At 56.0% G+C, this 18,709-nt stretch carries 15 protein-coding genes; 9 read left to right on the forward strand and 6 right to left on the reverse strand.

What is annotated here, in order from left to right:
- Positions 1-2: 2 nt before the first annotated feature.
- Both KUV39_RS16825 and KUV39_RS16830 read left to right on the forward strand, forming a co-directional pair.
- Positions 3-659, forward strand: a complete 657-nt coding sequence (locus KUV39_RS16825) for an amino acid ABC transporter permease (protein WP_222460415.1) — start codon at positions 3-5, stop codon at positions 657-659.
- Positions 656-1,384, forward strand: a complete 729-nt coding sequence (locus KUV39_RS16830; RefSeq protein ID WP_222460416.1) for an amino acid ABC transporter ATP-binding protein — start codon at positions 656-658, stop codon at positions 1,382-1,384. Before KUV39_RS16825 ends, KUV39_RS16830 begins: the two co-directional genes overlap by 4 nt.
- Positions 1,385-2,172: 788 nt before the next feature.
- Here the strand turns inward: KUV39_RS16830 and KUV39_RS16835 are convergent.
- Entirely contained in the window at positions 2,173-2,826 is a 654-nt protein-coding gene (locus tag KUV39_RS16835) for a GntR family transcriptional regulator (RefSeq protein ID WP_222460417.1), read from the reverse strand.
- Between the two features lie 196 nt (positions 2,827-3,022).
- Between KUV39_RS16835 and KUV39_RS16840 the strand changes: the two genes are divergently transcribed.
- From KUV39_RS16840 to KUV39_RS16860, 5 genes are read left to right on the forward strand one after another with little or no spacing between them, the layout of a single operon-like run.
- Complete coding sequence (locus KUV39_RS16840) at positions 3,023-4,183, forward strand: Gfo/Idh/MocA family protein (RefSeq protein WP_244998434.1); 1,161 nt, start codon at positions 3,023-3,025, stop codon at positions 4,181-4,183.
- A gap of 43 nt (positions 4,184-4,226) precedes the next feature.
- Positions 4,227-5,234 carry a TRAP transporter substrate-binding protein DctP gene (dctP, locus tag KUV39_RS16845; protein ID WP_046212089.1) on the forward strand — a complete coding sequence of 336 codons (1,008 nt, stop codon included), beginning with the start codon at positions 4,227-4,229 and terminating at the stop codon, positions 5,232-5,234.
- 27 nt (positions 5,235-5,261) lie between these two features.
- Positions 5,262-5,867 (forward strand): TRAP transporter small permease, encoded by a 606-nt coding sequence (locus tag KUV39_RS16850; RefSeq protein WP_046212090.1) that lies wholly within the window; start codon positions 5,262-5,264, stop codon positions 5,865-5,867.
- Positions 5,864-7,159: a TRAP transporter large permease gene (locus KUV39_RS16855; protein WP_046212091.1), complete on the forward strand. Its 1,296-nt coding sequence runs from the start codon at positions 5,864-5,866 to the stop codon at positions 7,157-7,159. Before KUV39_RS16850 ends, KUV39_RS16855 begins: the two co-directional genes overlap by 4 nt.
- Positions 7,160-7,167: 8 nt before the next feature.
- Positions 7,168-9,051, forward strand: coding sequence for a bifunctional sugar phosphate isomerase/epimerase/4-hydroxyphenylpyruvate dioxygenase family protein (locus tag KUV39_RS16860; protein WP_222460473.1), 1,884 nt, complete (start codon positions 7,168-7,170; stop codon positions 9,049-9,051).
- Between the two features lie 512 nt (positions 9,052-9,563).
- On the opposite strand, the gene KUV39_RS16865 is transcribed toward KUV39_RS16860, so the two are convergent.
- From KUV39_RS16865 to KUV39_RS16885, 5 genes are all read right to left on the reverse strand, one after another.
- Complete coding sequence (locus KUV39_RS16865; protein WP_046210428.1) at positions 9,564-10,391, reverse strand: phosphodiesterase; 828 nt, start codon at positions 10,389-10,391, stop codon at positions 9,564-9,566.
- Positions 10,392-10,451: 60 nt separating this feature from the next.
- Complete coding sequence (locus KUV39_RS16870; protein ID WP_222460418.1) at positions 10,452-11,699, reverse strand: ABC transporter substrate-binding protein; 1,248 nt, start codon at positions 11,697-11,699, stop codon at positions 10,452-10,454.
- Between the two features lie 102 nt (positions 11,700-11,801).
- On the reverse strand, positions 11,802-12,764 hold the full coding sequence (locus KUV39_RS16875; protein ID WP_082095518.1) for a carbohydrate ABC transporter permease: 963 nt from the start codon (positions 12,762-12,764) through the stop codon (positions 11,802-11,804).
- Positions 12,764-13,726, reverse strand: a complete 963-nt coding sequence (locus KUV39_RS16880; RefSeq protein ID WP_222460419.1) for a carbohydrate ABC transporter permease — start codon at positions 13,724-13,726, stop codon at positions 12,764-12,766. Before KUV39_RS16880 ends, KUV39_RS16875 begins: the two co-directional genes overlap by 1 nt.
- 1 nt (position 13,727) lies before the next feature.
- Positions 13,728-14,879 carry an ABC transporter ATP-binding protein gene (locus KUV39_RS16885; protein WP_222460420.1) on the reverse strand — a complete coding sequence of 384 codons (1,152 nt, stop codon included), beginning with the start codon at positions 14,877-14,879 and terminating at the stop codon, positions 13,728-13,730.
- A 109-nt stretch (positions 14,880-14,988) separates the two neighbouring features.
- Between KUV39_RS16885 and KUV39_RS16890 the strand changes: the two genes are divergently transcribed.
- Both KUV39_RS16890 and KUV39_RS16895 read left to right on the forward strand, forming a co-directional pair.
- Positions 14,989-15,864: a LysR family transcriptional regulator gene (locus KUV39_RS16890; RefSeq protein ID WP_222460421.1), complete on the forward strand. Its 876-nt coding sequence runs from the start codon at positions 14,989-14,991 to the stop codon at positions 15,862-15,864.
- Between the two features lie 1,039 nt (positions 15,865-16,903).
- Positions 16,904-18,577, forward strand: a complete 1,674-nt coding sequence (locus KUV39_RS16895) for a pentapeptide repeat-containing protein (protein WP_244998438.1) — start codon at positions 16,904-16,906, stop codon at positions 18,575-18,577.
- Positions 18,578-18,709: the final 132 nt, after the last annotated feature.

Genomic DNA, 18,709 nt, shown 5'->3' on the forward strand with positions numbered 1-18,709 from the left:
CCATGGGTGATTTTGATCTTTCCGTCATCTGGAACAACCTTCCGTTCCTGTGGCAGGGGCTGCAGCTGTCGCTGTGGCTCACCCTTCTGGCCGTGATCGGCGGCATCATCCTGGGCACCGGCCTCGCCTTGATGCGGCTCTCCGGCATCCTCCCCCTGGCACTGGCGGCCGCAGGCTATGTGAACCTGATCCGCTCGGTGCCGCTGATCCTGGTTATCTTCTGGTTCTACTTCCTGGTGCCGCTGGCACTGGGCCGTCCGATCGGCGGCTTCTACTCGGCGCTGATCGCCTTTGTCATGTTCGAGGCGGCCTATTACTCGGAGATCATCCGCGCAGGCATCCAGTCGGTTCGCCGGGGGCAGGTCCATGCGGGGCAGGCCACCGGCCTCAGCTACTGGCAGATCCAGCGCTATGTGGTGTTGCCGCAGGCGTTCCGCAACATGATCCCGATCCTGGTCACCCAGGGCATCATCCTGTTCCAGGACACCAGCCTGGTCTTTGTCGTCAGCCTGCGCGACTTCATGACCGCCTCCTCCATCGTTGCCCGCACCGAGGGCCGGCTGGCGGAAATGTATATTTTCGCCGCCCTTGTCTACTTCACCATTTGCTTCGCCGGCTCGCTTCTGGTCCGGCGCCTTCAGAAGGCCAGAACCGCATGATCAGCATCGAAAACATTTCCAAACGCTACGGCGACTTCCAGGTGCTGACCGATTGCACCACCCATGTCGCCAAGGGGGAAGTCGTAGTGGTCTGCGGGCCGTCCGGTTCCGGCAAGTCGACCCTGATCAAATGCGTGAACGGGCTGGAGCCGGTTCAAGAGGGCCGCATCCGGGTCGAGGACGTGGAGGTCACCGCCAACGGCACCAATCTGACAAAACTGCGGGCGCGGATCGGCATGGTGTTCCAGCATTTTGAGCTCTACCCGCATATGAGCGTGCGTGAAAACCTGTGCCTGGGCCAGCAGAAGGTCCTGGGTCGGTCGCGCGACGAAGCCAACGCCAAGGCCGAGGCCCTGATCAGCCGGGTCGGCCTGCTGCCGCATATCGAGAAGTTTCCCGGCCAGCTGTCGGGCGGCCAGCAGCAGCGGGTGGCGATCAGCCGGGCGCTGGCCATGGACCCGATTGCGATGCTGTTTGACGAGCCGACATCGGCCCTTGACCCGGAGATGATCAACGAGGTGCTGGATGTGATGGTCGAACTGGCGCAGGACGGCATGACGATGATGGTTGTGACCCACGAGATGGGCTTTGCCCGCAAGGTTGCGGACCGGGTGGTGTTCATGGACGCCGGCAAGGTTGCTGAGGACCGCGCTACTGAGGAGTTCTTCGGAAACCCCGAAAGCGAACGGGCACAAGATTTCCTGAGCAAGATCCTGAAACACTAAGCTTGCCCGGCGAGATTTTACCGGCAGGTGTCTTGAGTTTTTGGGCATGTTCGAACAAGAGACTTTCTGGACAACGTCGTGAGGTTTTATGCAGAAAGGACTACTTACACCTCGTCATTTCCAGACTAGTCGCTGCGAAAAGGCCGGATTTAAGTTTGCACTTTAAGTGACTCTGGAAGACCGCTTTCATGTCAAGGGCTGCAATGCAGCGAGGAGACCGCCGCGTCTACAAAGCGATGCTGCGTCAGCGAACAGGAAGAGCCCAAGGTCGGTTTTGTCCCGCATCATTTCCTTTGACGTGCCGCAGAGTAAACAACGGGAAAGAGCCCTTTGCTGCCATCGCCGCCCAGCCTGGTTACTGCGAGTGCATTTGGCTGCTTACTGCCCGAAGCGGACATGACGCCTTATACCCCTTTTAGGCAAAAGCGGACCTTTGCGAAGACACCCGGCATAGGAGAAGTGCGGGAGCTTGCTTCCGTTTGCTGCAGCTGCAAACGTGGCAATACCCGATGACTGCTTTGCGCAGATAGCGCCCTTTGCAAAACCGAGACAGCCGAACCCCAACCAGAGCGCGATCGGCCCAAAGAGGACATCGGTGAAGTCGATGACCAATGACCGCTCCCGACCCTAACGGCCCGCCTTAGTTTAAGGGCTTTACCTCGAACTTGGTATCGTGAAATCGCGAGGAGGATCGTCTGTACGCTTGGGAGTGAAACAAATCACATGAGCTGGGTTTTGATTTCGTCACGTTTCCGGGTTTAAGTCATGCTCCAGGATCAGGTCGAGTTCTACATCGCCTCGAGCGTGTGGATCAGCCCGTTGTTGATGTGATCTTCGAGAAACTTGATCGCGGTGTCAGGATCCCGGGCAAGGGCTGCGTCCAGCATCCCTTGATGTTCGGCGGCTGCGGCCTCGCCACGAAAGGTGAAGACCAGCATCTGATACCGCAGGTATTTGTCGTAGATCTTGGAATGCAGGGACAGCAGGTTCTGTGAGTTGCACGCGCGAATAAGCGCCAGGTGGAACTCCCAATCGTATCGCTTCCAGGACTCTTTCTCGGTTTCGTCACCGGACTGCATCTGAAGCTCCATGCGGTGCAGCTTGTGATGGGCCGCAACCACATCGCCCTCCCAATCCGTATCGCCGCTTGTGATCGACAGCTGCAGGGCGTGGCGCTCCAACAAGAGGCGAAGGCTCGCGATTTCGCGCAGATCATCCTTGGACACGGGCGTCACGAAGAAGCCGCGTTGTTCCTCGGCGGCGACAAACCCGTCGCTGGCCAACCGGTTGAGCGTTTCCCGCAAGGTCGAGACGCTGGCCGAATACCGCTCTTTCAGACCATCCAGTTTCAGCTTCGATCCGGGGGCGAGCGTGCCGAATATGATGTCGCGCTTGATGCGCTCGAACGTGGAAGAGCCAACTGTGGGCGGCGGTTTGGCCATGGAAGAACCCGATCAGACAAGGATTTTCCTTTGAAATAGCATCTCTTTGATGGTCATACAATTGATCATTATTTATGGTGAAGTGAAAAATATATGATATTATTGATTTGGTCGATCATGGCGACTAGGCTCTCTGAAACGCGCGATTGATTCCCTGTTTGGCAGTGAGATCAGTCCAACTTGGGGAGGTGGCCTTTTGGCGTCATCCGAACACAGCAACGCTGCAAACGCAGCGCGCACGCCCTTGCGTCTGGCCATTGCGGGCATCGGCCTTGTGGGACAGCGTCATGCGGATGCCATTGCGCAGGTGTCCGACACGACCCTGTGCGCTGTTGTCGACCCAAGTGACGCAGGCAAGGCGGTGGCCGAGCGGCTTGGTGTTCCCTGGTTTGATGATCTGCAGGGTATGATTGTTGCACAAGCCCCGGACGGGATCATCCTGTCGACGCCAACCAAACTGCATGTCGAACAGGGGGCGGTGTGCCTGGATGCAGGTATCCCGGTGCTGATCGAAAAGCCGCTGGCAGATGATCTGGGCGCGGCCCGGACATTGGTTGAACGTGCCGAACAGGCAAATGTTGCGCTTTTGGTTGGGCATCACCGGCGTCACAATCCGCTTATTCGCAAGGCCCATGAACACATCAAACGCGGCACGATTGGGGCCGTGCGTGCGGTTCAAGCAACCTGCTGGTTCTACAAACCCGACAGCTATTTTGACGCGGCGCCGTGGCGAAAGCAGGTTGGGGCCGGGCCGATTTCCGTGAACCTGGTGCATGACATCGATTTGCTGCGGCATCTGTGCGGGGAAATCCTCAGCGTCCAGGCGCAGGCCGCTCCTTCGGCGCGCGGATACGAAAACGAAGACGTCGCCGCCGCCTTGCTGAGGTTCGAGAACGGCGCGATTGGCACGATCACCGTCTCGGACAGCATCGTCGCGCCCTGGAGCTGGGAGATGACGGCGCATGAGTACCCCATCTACCCGACAACCTCGCAAAGCGCCTATCAGATCGGCGGCAGCCAGGGGTCGTTGTCAGTGCCTGACCTGACCCTGTGGAGTCACAACGAGTGCCGCGATTGGTGGACACCCATTTCCGCCACCTCGGTGCCGCGGGATACCTCTGATCCGCTGATCAACCAGATGGCCCATTTCGCCGCCGTCATCCGCGGGGAAGAGGCCCCGCTGGTCTCGGGGCGCGAAGGGCTGCGCAGTCTGGCGGTTGTTGATGCGATCCAGAAATCGGCGAAATCCAACGCTCTGGTTCACCTCGAAGAGGCCGACGGGACTGGCATTTGTAGGGGCAAATCCACGAGCCAACTGAAAAAAACAATCGAAACGAACGCGAAAATCGCAAAATAGGCGCGCAACACGTGCCAAACTATCGTCTTGGGAGGACACGAAAATGATCACCAAACTTACACGGCGGGCCGCGCTCGCGTCAGTTGCAGCCTTTGGTCTTGCAGCCAGCATTGCAACAACGGCGAGCGCAGAGGGCATGACCTTCACCATGGCCACATCCGGGTCGGAAACCGATCAACGCTCCGTTGCGCTGGCCGATGTGTTTGCCCCGATGGTTGCGGGTTTTGCGGCATACAAACCGGGCTACAACGGCACGATGTTTGCCCAAGGTGCCGAGCTGGAGGCCATCGCGCGGGGTAACCTGACGATGTCGATCACATCTGCTCAGGAACTGGCGCAGTTCTTCCCCGAGTTTTCGATCTTTGCCACCGGGTACGTTCATCAAGACGCGGCCCATCAGGTGCGCGTTTTCAACGACCCGCTCATGGACCCGTTCAAGGCCAAGGTCGAGGATGAGCTGGGCGTCAAATTGCTGTCGGTGATGTATCTGGGCAAACGCCACGTGAACCTGCGCTTTACGCGTGACGAAAAAGACATCCAGACCCCAGCGGATCTTGCCGGTGTGAACCTGCGCATGCCCGGCACGGATGCATGGCAGTTCCTGGGCAAGGCACTTGGGGCATCACCCACACCGCTGGCCTTCACCGAAGTTTACACCGCCCTTTCGACTGGGGCTGTGGACGGGCAGGACAACCCGCTTCCCACCGTGGTCGACAAGAAATTCTATGAGGTGACAAAGCAGATCGCGTTGACCTCTCACCTGGTTGATCTGAACTATATCGCCTTTTCGAAAGAGACCTGGGACGCTCTGTCACCGGAACAGCAGTTGGTCGTTCAACGTGCCGCTGATGCCGCTGCCGCCTATGGCCGCCTGAAACAACTGGATCAGGAAAACAGCCTGGCCGAGTATATCCGCAGCCAGGGCGTTGAAATCTACACCCCGGATCTGGCAGCCTTCCGCAACCATGTTCAGGCCCAATATGTGGGCTCCGAAGCGGCGGCAAGCTGGCCCGAGGGCGTTCTTGACCGCATCAACGCTCTAGGCAACTAAAGCAGAGCCTGCGGGAGGGTCGACGTGATGAATGCATTGCTTTCCAGGCTCTCTCGCATCGCTGAATTCATCGCCGCAATGGCTTTGGCGGCGGTGTTTGCAACCTTTCTGATCCAGATCTTTTCCCGCTACGCGGCCAAGATCGCCTGGCTCGTCCCTATTCCGCCGATTTCAAACTGGATGGCATCGCTGGAGCCGATCGGCTGGACCGTGAACCTGATTTCGCTGCTGTGGGTCTGGATCGTCTTTTTTGGATGCGCCTTTATCGTGCGTTCGCGGGACCACGTCACATTTGACGTGCTCTATTTGGCGACACCGCGCAAAACCCAACGCATTTTCGCGCTTTTGTCCGCTTTGGGGCTGATCGCTGCCATGCTCTATTCGTTTCCCGCAACCTGGGATGCGATCTTTGGCAACCGATTGATGGAGCTCAAGAAAATCCAAACGCTGAGGATGCCAATCACAGGCGACAAGATCGCAATCAAGTGGCTGTTTGCGGCCTACATCCTTCTCATTGTAGCGACCATCGTCCGCTATGTTTGGCGGCTCTACTGGGTTGCGCGGCACGGCCCCCCGGAAACCGAACTAGAAGAGATCTTGTCCGACACCGCAGGCAAGGAGGATGCGTCATGAGCGTTGAGCTCCTCTTGGGTCTAATTGCCTTGTTTGGCATGGCGGCGATTGGCACGCCTGTTGCATTCTCAATCCTGGTTGGGGTAATCGTCTATTTGGGCGTGGCGGGTCAGGACCTTGCCATCGCCGGGCAGACAACGGTGCAGCGCCTGTTTGATGGCTTTTTGCTGTTGGCAGTGCCGCTGTTCATCGTCTCGGCCAATATCATGAACGCCGGGTCCATTTCCGACCGGCTGCTGAACTTCTGTATCGCAGTCGTGGGACGGTTCCGGGGCGGCATGGGGCATGTCAACGTGGTGGCGTCGCTGATCTTTTCGGGCATGTCAGGTTCGGCCGTCGCGGATGCGGCGGGGATCGGCAAGATCATCATCGAGATGATGGTCAAAAGCGGCAAGTACACATGCGGCTACGCAGCGGCCATCACGGCGGCAACGGCCACCATCGGCCCGATCATCCCGCCCTCGATTCCGATGGTGATTTATGCGCTGGTGTCCGGCGCCTCGATCAAGGACCTGTTTCTGGGCGGGATCATTCCCGGCCTGTTCATGGGGATGGTTCTGATGGGCTTGAATGTATTCATGTCGCATCGACGTGGATTTGGTCGTGAAGACCCCGTTCCTTTGAGGGATCTGCCCAAGTTGACCGTTCAGGCCACGCCCGCCTTGCTGATGCCGTTCATCCTGCTCTTTTGCCTCTACAGCGGCATCACGACCCCGACCGAGGCGGCAGCCATCGCGGCACTCTATGCGCTGGTCATCGCAGCAGGTCTCTACCGCGCGATAAAGCTCAAGACGCTGTATCAGGTCTTTGTCGACAGCGCCCGCGCCGCTGCTTCGGTCGGGCTGGTCATCGGGGCTTCGATGATCCTGACCTACATCGTCGTGCAAGAGAACATCCCCCAGGCGCTCTCGGCAACTCTGGATGGGGCCAATATTCACCCGCTTGTCTTCCTGCTATTGATCAATGTGATGGTCCTGCTGTTGGGATGTATCCTGGATGCGACGGTGATCATTCTGGTCATCGTTCCCCTGTTCATTCCCACCTGCGAAGCGCTTGGGATTGATCTGGTGCATTTTGGCGTTCTGATCGTGGTCAACTCTATGATCGGGTTGATCACGCCGCCCTATGGCATCTTGTTGTTTGTCATCAACGCGGTCACGGGCATCCCCCTGAAAGAAATCATCGGTGAGATCTGGGCTTTTCTCGGCGTTCTGCTCCTGGCCCTGCTTGTCATGATCCTGGTGCCGGACATCGTGCTTTGGCTGCCACGTTTGCTTGGATATCAGGAATGACGGGGGCATTGAAAACCTCGATCGCGACGGTCTCGATCTCGGGCAATCTGCGCGAAAAACTCGAAGCCATTGCCGCCGCCGGGTTTGATGGGATCGAGATATTCGAGGCCGATTTCATCGCGGACCATGGCAGTCCGCGGGATGTGGGAACCCTGGTGCGCGATCACGGGTTGGAGATCTTGCTTTTCCAACCGTTTCGCGACTTTGAAACCCTGCCAGAGCCTGCGCGCTCCAAGGCCTTTGACCGGGCGGAACGTAAGTTTGATGTGATGCAAGAGCTGGGCACCGATCTGGTGCTTGTCTGCTCGTCGGTGCACCCTGCGTCGCTGGGGGGGATCGAACGCGCGGCTGATGATTTCCACGACCTGGGCGAACGGGCCGCAAAACGCGGGCTGCGCGTTGGGTACGAGGCCTTGGCCTGGGGGCGGCACATCAATGATCACCGCGACGCGTGGGAGATCGTGCGCCGCGCGGACCACCCCAACATCGGCCTGATCGTCGACAGTTTTCACACGCTTGGCCGCAAGCTAGACCCTGACAGCATCCGCTCTGTCCCGGGCGACAAGATTTTCTTTGTCCAATTGGCGGATGCACCGCTGATCGAAATGGACCTGCTGTATTGGTCGCGCCATTTCAGGAACATGCCCGGAGAGGGTGATCTGGACGTCACCCGGTTCATGCGGGCGGTCATGGCGACCGGCTATGATGGCCCAATCAGCCTTGAGATATTCAACGACCAGTTCCGCGGCAGCAACCCGAGCACCGTTGCCAAGGATGGTCACCGGTCGCTTGTCGGTCTGATGGATGACGTCAGACGCGCCGAGCCGGAGCTGAGCGTTAGCATGCCTGCGATACCGGCGCGGGTAGGGGCCCAAGGCTTTTCCTTTGTCGAGTTCGCAACCCGCGGCGCTGAGGCGGCGGCATTGAAAACCGATCTGACGTCTTTGGGTTTTGAACAGGTGGGCCAGCATCGCAACAAGGCGGCGGGCCTTTGGCAGCAGGGTGATATCCGTATCGTTGTGAACGAAGAAACCACTGGCCACGCCGCAAGTAGCTGGAACGCCCGCGGGACGTGCGTGTGTGATCTGGGGATTTTGGTGTCTAACGCAAAAGCGGCAGCAACCCGTGCGTCCGCCTTGGGGGCAGAGGTGTTCGAACAACCCGCCGGTGCCGGAGAGCTTGCAATCCCGGCCGTGCGGTGCTTGTCGGGATCCGTGCTGCATTTTCTGGATGACAGCGCTGACCTCTCTCAGGTTTGGCAGGCGGAGTTTTCTGCAACCCGTGCCCCCGCAGGAGCCGGGCTGACCCACATCGACCACGTCGCGCAAACGATGAGCTATGAGGACATGCTCAGTTGGTCGCTGTTCTACACAACGCTGTTTGACATGACCAAGGCGCCCATGGTCGACGTGATCGACCCGGATGGGTTGGTCCGCAGCCAAGCGGTTGAGGCCACCAACGGCTCGGTCAGGGTGACCCTCAACGGCGCGGACAGCCACAGAACGCTGGCCGGGTCGTTTCTGTCCGACAGTTTCGGCGCCTCTGTCCAACACATCGCTTTTGCAACGCAGGACATTTTCGAAACGCTGAAACATGTGACGGCCAAAGGGTTCAAGACGCTGCCGATCTCTGCGAACTACTATGACGATCTGGTGGCCCGCTTTGATCTGAGCGACGACCTAGTCCGCAGAATGCAGGAGCAGGGCGTCTTGTACGATCACGAGGGCGGCGCGGATTTCTTCCAGGCCTATTCGCTGTCGTTTGGTGGAAGTCTGTTCATTGAGATCGTTCAACGGGACCAAGGCTATACGGGATACGGTGCCCCCAACGCGCCGTTTCGCATCGCTGCTCAAAAACGGTTGTCTCGGGTGAAGGGCGTTCCTAGAAGGTGACCCCTATCGGGTTGATCCGGTGCCATCCCGCCTAAGCGTCGTTCGCGAAACACGTGAGGAGTTCGTGGATAGATTGCTTAGTCACCCTTAAGCCTCGCCACCACCCAGCGAAGCTTCAGGTGCCCATTTCAGCGCATAACCGCCGTTGAATCAACTTGCAGCGAATGACAGCTCTCCGCCCCTCTTGCCTAGAGGCTTCGATGCTGCGAGCGCAAAGATCATGTCCGCTTTGGGCTGGCTCGAGCCGATCACGGGTAGCCAAGAACGCTGTCACGGCGGACAGCCCGGCGCTGCGTCGCCGCAAGGCGGCAGTGAGCCCATGTTGACCAATGCTGCAACCTGCACAAAAGGAAGCGCTGCGCAGTCAAGCGGACATGATCAGAATCCCGCTAAGCCTTTAAGCTTGCGGGCGTCTGTGACCATTCGAACCCTAATAAACTCGATATCAAGCGTTTTCACCGAGAACGTGTTTTCAGGGCTAGCCCCATGACTTTACAGCGCGAAGGATCACTTCATTCAGCAGCAACTGGTTTGGACCAGTCTTCCCATTCTGCGCCCGTCGCGAATAGCGGGCCGTCCCAGTTAAAGGGGATTTGGTGAATAATTGTCTCGCGCCCTTGGATCAAAAGGACATGGTAAGCTGGGTCCATGGGGCCGCCCGACAGCAACTTGGGCTCTTTCATATCTGGGTAGGATTGATTGCAGGTCGAGGGCACGCTTGAGAATGGGATGCCGCAATAGGTCCCGTGGATCGGGGCATGCACATGGCCGAAGTGGATATAGTCGATTTTGGCGTTATGGGATTCAAGCAACTCCCGGAATCGTGGTCGATCTTCCGCAACCAGCGCAATCTGATCTTCCGCCGGAAGTTTAATTTCCATCGGGTTGTGATGCAGGAAAATGCGCGCGTGTTCTGCTTTTTCAAGTTCGGCTTGCAACCAAGCGCACCGATCAGCACCAAAGTGGCCCGCATGGGTCTGGGGCTGAGTGCTGTCGAGATAGATAAAAGTGCTGTCCCCAACCACTTCTGAATGGTTCACAAAACCAAACGCATCGGTTTCTTGCTCAGGAAAAACCGACAGGAATGTGTCACGATCGTCGTGATTGCCGATCATCAGTCGCACTGGCAAGGTTTGCTGCAACAACACCTCACGCAGGGCTTCGTATGCCTCACGTTCCGCCCAATGGGTCAGATCGCCTGTAATGACAATGCGTGTAGCGTCGGAGTGATTGTCGTTCACATCAGCCAGTGCTCGGGCCAACCGCTTGTGCGGGTTTAGGCCGCCCATACGCTCGCCGGGAATTGTAAAATGGATGTCTGAAATATGGATTATTTTCATTTGCTCAGGCCCGAAAATAGAATGCGACCGCCAACAGAGGCTGGCGGCCGCTGTTTGAAATTAGCTGTTAGGCAGCAGGTCGTTGACTTCTTCGACCAGCTCTTCTTGCAGCTCTTTCATGTCAGTCGCGTCGCCGGTCACGATACGCTCGATGCCATCGTAAATGACCTGAGTGATCGCCAGACCGTTGTCACCCGGATAGGCCAGCCAGTCGCGCAGCAGCGGCAGCTGATCAACTGCGGTCTGTTTGTTTGGGTTTTGATCGTAGAAATCAGCCAGAATAATTTCGTTGGCAGCTTTGTTTGGCGGCATGTATCCGGTTGTTTTCGCAACTTCTGCAGCTCCGTCACCAGAGGTAATGAACTTCAGAAAAGTCCACGCCGCCGCTTGAACCGCAGGGTCCTCGGACGTGGATGTCAACATCGCCGCATTGCCGCCTGCAGGCAGACCTTTTGGTGTTTCACCCAGCCCAGGGAAAGGGCCTGTTTTCAGAACGAAATCACCCTGAGACCGCTCCACTGCGCCCAAAGCAGACGTCGACCAGAACATCATGCCGATTTCGCCAGCCGAGAAGGAAGACAGAGCTGCTTTCCATTCCAGGTTCTGCATCTCACATTTGGTGAAAATCTCGTGCATCTGTTCCAACGCGATCAGAGCTTCCGGGCTGTCCAGAGTGACTTTGCCCTCTTCGACAATTGCTTTGTCCTGAGACCACATCAGCGCCTGCATGAACCAGTTACCGGTGATGTTCCAGCCCCAGAAAATTGGGTTTTCAACACCGTTTGCGTTCATGGTTTCACAAGCTGCTATCACTTCGTCCCACGTGGTTGGCATTTTGTCGATACCCGCCGCGTTCAGAACGTCCATGTTGTAGTAACCCACCGGCAACGAAACAGAAAACGGCAGGCCGTGAACGTCATCACCGAATGTGGACAGGGACAGCATCGCGTCGTGGTAGCCGTCCTTTTCAAAATCTGCTTCGCCCGCGATGAACGGTTCCAGAGATTTGGCAATGCCTTTTTCAACAAGGATCTGCTGGCGGTTCAGACCCTGCATGGTGACGTCAGGTAGGTTGCCAGAGACAGCTTCGCGCAGAATGGTATTGGTGCCGTCCTCGTAGGACTCGTAGGTTGCCCGGAACTTAACCTCGATGTTTGGGTGCGCCTCTTTGAATGCAGGCATCATCGCTTCGTAAGTGACGTCAAACAGGTGGCTGTAGGGATACGCAAATTCGATGGTCACTTTGTCGTTTGCCAATGCAGCAGAGGCAGACACGACAAGCGCCATTGCGGAAGTTGTGAATTTCATGTTTTCTCTCCAAATGTTGACCGCCTTTGGTTTGGCGACTAGGACGGTCTTCCCAATTCATCCCTGTTGGGATTGCGTTGGTAAGCTGGGCGATTGCCCAGCTTACTTCATTCCGGATAGGGTGATCCCTTCGATAAAGCGGCGCTGCGCGACCAAAAAAGCGACGATTAGCGGTGTGACAATGACGGTGGCCGTAGCCATCATGGGACCAAAGAAGCTCCCGTCGCCATCGCCTTTAAACTCGCGCAACCCCAGAGGAGGCGTGAACAGATCCCGGTTGCCGGTCACAACGATGCGCGGCCAGAAATAATCGTTCCAGTGAGCGACGATCGAGAAAATGGCAAAGGCCAAAAGTGCTGGGATTGCCGTGGGCAGCATGACGCGCCAGACGATGGCGAACTCTCCCATGCCGTCCATGCGCGCCGCGTCAATCAAATCATCTGGCACCGTCATAAAGAACTGTCGCATCAGGAAAATTCCAAAGACAGAGATCGTCCAAGGCACCACAAGCGCAGCATAGGTGTTGGTCAGTCCTAGCTTTGCCAGCATAATATAAAGCGGCAGCGCAATGGCGTGTACTGGGATCAGAAGGCAGAAAAGAACCAAGGAAAAGACCGCCTCGCGGCCCCAGAATTTGAGCTTGGCCAGCGCGTAAGCCGCAGGGAGGGCCACCACAATCTGGATCAAAAAGATCGACGCGGTCACGATCACACCGTTGAGCAAATAGCGCAGCAGCGGCGCTTCGATAAAGGCTTTGGAGTAGTTGAAGACAATCGGGCGCATCTGGCAGTCGGCCACGGCTTCGGCCACCAAAGCATCTCGAATTTGACTGTCCGTTTGGTTTGGGAACCGGGAGGCAGCGGCTGCAACGTCATCACGGTCAGGGTCGCGCAGCTTCACACAGCGTTCGTCGACCATCATCTCTTGGTGACCAAAAAAGCCGCCTTCCCCCCGGTCGATTTCCCCCGGAGATTTGAACGAATAGCTGACCATCATGTAAAATGGTGCAATTACGACGAGTGCGCCCAGGATTAGGATGAGGTGTTTCCAGAGATCGCGTGTCATCAGTAGTGCACCTTTCGTTCGACCAGCCAGCGCTGGATCAGGGTCAGGAACATCACAAAGATCAGGAACATAACAGTGATGGCGGACCCGATCCCGATAAGGTTTTGTTGAATGCCTTTTTCAAAAATCGCGAACATCATCACATAGGTTGACTTGTTCGGCCCGCCGCCTTGGGGCCAGAAGGCTTCGATGGTGTCAAAGACTTGAAAGGCGCGAATGCAGGAAATGGTCACAACAAAAACTGTCGTCGGTCCAAGTGCGGGCCATGTCACCAAACGGAACCGTTCCCAACCGGATTTGGCCCCATCCATTTCAGCAGCGTGATACAGCTCGCGGTGCACACCAGTCAGGCCAGCAAGATACAGCACCATGTTAAAGCCAAACCCCTGCCAGACCCCGATAAAACAGATCACCCAGATCGCATAATCTCGGTCCCCAAGCCAAAGTGGGAAGCGATCCGCACAGCCGTTTTTCAAGAACGGAATGATTTCCAAAACGGTGCCACAGGACATTTCCAGCGTGCGGTTGACCATACCGATTGACGGATGCAGCATGAATTCCCATGCAATCGCCATAGCCAGCAAGGTCGCCATAACCGGCAGGAAATAAATGGTTTTGTAGATGTCGCCGATCCGGCCCATCGAGTTAATCAAAAGCGCAGCACCAAGGCCCAGACCGACGGACAAAGGCACCACTGTAACCACGTAGGTAAACGTGGCGATGAACATCTTTTCATAGGTAGAGCGTGAAAATAGACGGTCATAATTTTTCGCGCCAACCCAATTAAAGCTGTCGTTGCCCAGCGAGTAGTCTGTGAAAGACAGAATGCAAGCGATCAAGACCGGCACTAAAAGGATCAAAACCATCAGAACAAGCGCCGGGGCCGTGAGCCACCATGCAGTGCGGCGCTGCGTTGTTTCTGCAGAGGCACCTTTCGGCGTATGCGTTTCGACGACGGCCATGTTATGCGACTTCGCTTTGCGCAGCGGCCAGCTGCGGGTTGAACACACGCTTACCGTTGGGGCCGAAGAGAAGTGCGGCATTGCCGTCAAAGGCCAAGCCAATGGTTGCCCCGACACGCAGTGAACTGCGCTGAACTGGCGCGGTGCGCATTGTCACGCGGCCATCGTGACCAGCTAGACTGATCTGTGCGAAGATTTCGGACCCGAGGTTCTCAACATGAACGATTTGGCCCGTCAGCACTGCGTCCTCAGCGGCAAGGCGCAGCGCCTCGGGGCGCAGGCCAATCCGAACAGGACCATTCAGCGCCTTGGGCGCGACGGTGGGCAACACCACGTCGCCAAACCTCAGCACTCCATTCGAAGCTTCGACAGGCAAGATGTTGATCTTCGGTGAACCAATGAATTCGGCAACGCGAATGTCCAGCGGGTTGTCATACACTTCGTCAGGCGCGTCGCATTGCAGGATTTCCCCGCCCATCATTACTGCGATACGGCTGGACATTGTCATCGCTTCAACCTGGTCATGGGTCACATAGACAAAAGTTGCGCCAAGGCGGCGGTGCAATTCAGCAATTTCAGTGCGGGTTTGAACGCGAAGCTTCGCATCCAAATTTGACAGTGGCTCATCGAGTAAAAATGCCGCCGGTTCCCGGACCAAGGCGCGCCCCAAAGCCACGCGTTGACGCTGTCCACCAGACAGTTGGCCTGGCTTTCGATCAAGGAGCCTGTCTATTTCAAGTGTCTGCGCGGCGTGTTTGACCGATGCAGAAATTTCTGCGTTCTTGTCACGTGCCCCCGGCATAAACGACCCAACCACCGGAAGACGTTGCAAGGAACTCAGGTGACGCATTCTCAATGGCACCGAAATATTTTCTGCGACCGTCAAATGCGGGTACAATGCGTAGGATTGGAACACCATCGACAGGTTACGGTCTGCCGCGCGAACACCCGAAACGTCCTGTCCATGAATGCGAATAGCACCAGAACTCTGGCTCTCGAGCCCGGCAATGATGCGAAGCAACGTGGATTTGCCACAGCCAGATGGGCCGACAAGTGACACGAATTCCCCATCAGAAATATCCAAAGAAATCCCTTTGAGCACCTGCGTGTCGCCAAAGGTTTTGGTGACATGATCAATCTGTAGATCGGCCATCTGATTCCCCCATCAATTGGCCGAACACCTAATGGGCCAAGGCGAAATCCCTATGACGTCATATTAGTGAAACCGATAGCTGGTAGCGAAACGACGGGAGGAGAGATCGATGCGCCCGAACCATCACCAGTTTATCGCCTTCTCATATGTTGTGCGCGAAGGGAGCTTTTCCGCCGCCGCACGACGTCTCGGCGTCACACAGTCTACTGTGACGCAACATGTATCAAAACTGGAAGAGCTTGTTGGCTCAGAACTCCTTCTGCGTGGTCGTGACGGCGTATCCTTGACCCCGACCGGTCGCGATTTTTTCGGATTGGCGGACCGGCTTGTGACGCTGGATAGCGAAATCGGGGAACGTCTTCGTGGCTATTCGTCTCTCAATGAAGGGCGGCTAAAGGTGATCGCGAACGCGCCGCAGCCTGCACTCCAAGTGATCGCGACGTTTAATGACCGCTTTCCCAATGTACAGATTGACTTCCGCCTCTGCGACTGGACAACAGCCAGCCAGCTCATCCGGGACCGCGTGGCTGATGTCGGCCTGATCACGGATGCGCCAGAGCGCGATGATTGGGATCGGGTTGTTCTGCAAAAAACGCGGTATGTCTTGTATTGCCGTTCTGACCACGCTTTGGCAGATCGAGATAGTGTCGGTATGGAGGATCTGCTCAACCAGACCATTATCCTGCCGGAACAAGGCTCGCTAACGCAGCGGGTTGTTCGTCAGAAACTTGCTGAACGCGAAATTGAGTTGCCTCAACTCATTACAATGACGACGTTTCCGGTGATGTGCGAAGCGGTTAGACAAGGTCTCGGCGCTGCAATATTCTTAAAAAACAGCAGTCACATTTACGATGACTTGGTTGAAATCCCGTTGCGTGATTTTCAACAGGAGCATCAAACCTGGCTCGTGGCACCCAAAGATCGAGCGCGCCTGAAATTGATCAATGAATTTCGTAACGCAGCACTCGCAATCACTATCCAATAGCTGGTTGGCAAGGCTTAACGACATCAGCACATCTATTCGAATTGGTCTGTGCAGCGCAAAAAGCGGCGAACGACTGCGCGCGCTTTATACCTTATAACGTCACGTCCGCTTTAAAGCCCAAAAGCAGTCGTTCGCCGTAAATCCACTAACGGCAGCTTAGTCGGCATCCCGTCCTTTCGATGATGATCGGTGGCTGCACTGGCAGCGAAGGTCAGCTCTTTCCAGTGCTGATGCAGCGTAGGATCGCCACTTGGCTGTCAGATCTCGCGACTTTGCAAAGGTCACTTCCTGCGCAAAGCAGTCATCGGGTATTGCCACGTTTGCAGCTGCAGCAAACGGAAGCAAGCTCCCGCACTTCTCCTATGCCGGGTGTCTTCGCAAAGGTCCGCTTTTGCCTAAAAGGGGTATTAGGCGTCATGTCCGCTTCGGGCTGGAAGCAGCCAAAAGCACCTGCAGCATCCAAGCAAGACGGCGATGGCAGCTAAGGGCTCCAGGCCGCCTTGCGGCGCTGCAGCAGCAAGGTCGCAGCGAATTCGCACCAGATCCAAGCGGCCAGATGACGCCAGCCAGCCCAAACGAGACATTCGAACTAGGGGCAGCGGGCACTCTGCCGCAAAGGCAAAAGATCTCGCAGGATTTCCCGGAAGCGGACATTTCAGGCTTCACGATCTGCCATGCCGATGCTGCGCCTCGCTCAACCGTCAACGAAGCGCAGATAGCGACCTTTGCAAAACCGAGGCCGCCGAACCCCAACCGGGGCGCGATCGGCCCAGAGCTGCCGTTGGGTGGCACCCTAAGATGCTGCGGCAGCACCCGATTTCCGGACATTCGCTGCAAACCCGAAAATGGATCATTGACCAAACGGTCCTTTGTTGCCCTCCGATCACTAAATTTGATGCTGCGAATGCGATCTAACAAGCCGACATTCACTGCGCCTGTGGCATTTTGCAACGGACAGCTTTAGGTTGCCAAGACGAGCGCTTGCTTTCGAGGCGACGTTATGGAGACTGATCAATAACCTGGGAGAGCATTGAAAGCGATGAAGTCTGTCATTGTGTTGGCCCGCGCATTGGGAGCTTTGACGCCAGCTCTAATTGGTGTCACCGTAGGTATCATCCTTACACTTGGCTTTTTATTTCGCGCGGAGTGGTTGTTAGAAAGAAGCGTTTGGGTAGGATTTGCGGGAGCAACCTTCGCGTTGTTCCTTTTTGCAGTCTTTAGAGGCATGACACGCTCATTTTCGGGTTTGCGAAGCAGCTCGGAAAGCAAGTCAGATCAAGACATCTTTGAGAAACTCTTAGGGGAGATCCTGCCAAAGTCCTCCGAGTTTTCAGTTTCCCGAGATGAAATGCTGTCACGAGTGAGAGCTATTTCGAAAACCGTCATGAACTTTTGGGGAGCGACGATAGCAATTGGCTTCTGTTTCACCGCAATAGGCGCTGTAATTGCTACCATCACTGCGTTGGCGGCGATCCGGCAGGTTGACAGGCTCGACAAACAAAACAAGTTGATCGACTTGCAGATATCGATAGCTAAGTCGGCCAGAAGTTCAGCGGTTTTTGCGGCGCAGCTGCCCAGCCTATTGGACGAAATTTACCGCGAACGGGCAGACCAGAGCTTATGGACACCAAGTCAAAGCCTACAGGCTAGGATCCAAGCGCTAGTTTTCTCTGTTGAACCATATCAGATAGACAACCAAGTCGCCGCAACCTTTGACCAGATGCAATTGAGTGTGGAGACAAATGAACGAAGCGAAACGCTGCAAAGTTATCTGGAAACAACTGTGGAGCAAAATCCAGGGGTTTCAACTTTTAGTCCTGAACGGGGTCAATTGCTGCAACTTCTAATATCCGCGGGGGTGAATTTCGACGAGCTGTCCGTGCCTTTGCAGCTCCCTTACGCCGATCTCAGCTCTCGCGAGCTTGTTGGCAATGTAGATCAAAATCAGGGAGAACTTCGCAGCCTAGGAAGGACTATTCTTGCTGGCGCAAATCTTCGAGGTACAGATTTTGTTGGGATCGATGCAACTGGCGTCGACTTTTCGGGATCAGTATTTTCTAGCATCGATCTACTCGCGACAATTTCATCGCCTGGGTTCAGTACTGATCGTGCTACCTTTGAGCGAACAGGTGGTCCAACGCTCAGAAACATTGTTGTTATCTCAGACGACAAGGATGACGCGAATCACATCATGAACGGTCTACACCGTACTTGGGCTGACTGGAGCGACGACGAATATCGAACTAATGTACAGCTCTTACCTGTTGCCGAAGATGTAAACTTCAACTCTTGGATACACCCGTATGATGACGCCACCGCCTCTTTGTCATTCTTGTTCTGGGAGAAGGTCTTAAGTTTCGAAAATGCTGCAAGACAGACAGTTTATCTCTTCGGCGATATGAATTTCTATCCTACCCCCTTTGATGTAGCGTATCGATACCAACAAGAAGCAAGCCAGTCAGAGAGCGGTTGTGCGGAGACCTCGTGGGCGTACTGGTATTTGTGGGCTAGAGGTCAAACTGATCAGCCATTGTTAGCCCCGAACGGTGAACACATACTAACAGGCACCCGGTTTCCACTCTCCGAGCACCAGATTGAATGTCTAAATTCTGATTTCGAGCGTACCGACGGCGCTATGACAAACTATCAATGGGTCAGGGATTACGATGAGTTCGAGGTTGAGCGGCCCGCTCCCGACGGTTACGGGGAATGAGGCCATAGCCTAGCTCAATTCTTTGGTGCGCAGCTGCAGAATTAGGCGTCCGGTCCAATCCGGACATTGATCCAACCATACGTCGCCGCGCCGCAGCTTCCCCGAAGCGATCATTGGAACAGTTGCGCAGCA

It is taken from the genome of Phaeobacter italicus, assembly GCF_019801785.1.
In the GTDB taxonomy this organism is placed as follows: Bacteria; Pseudomonadota; Alphaproteobacteria; order Rhodobacterales; family Rhodobacteraceae; genus Phaeobacter; species Phaeobacter italicus.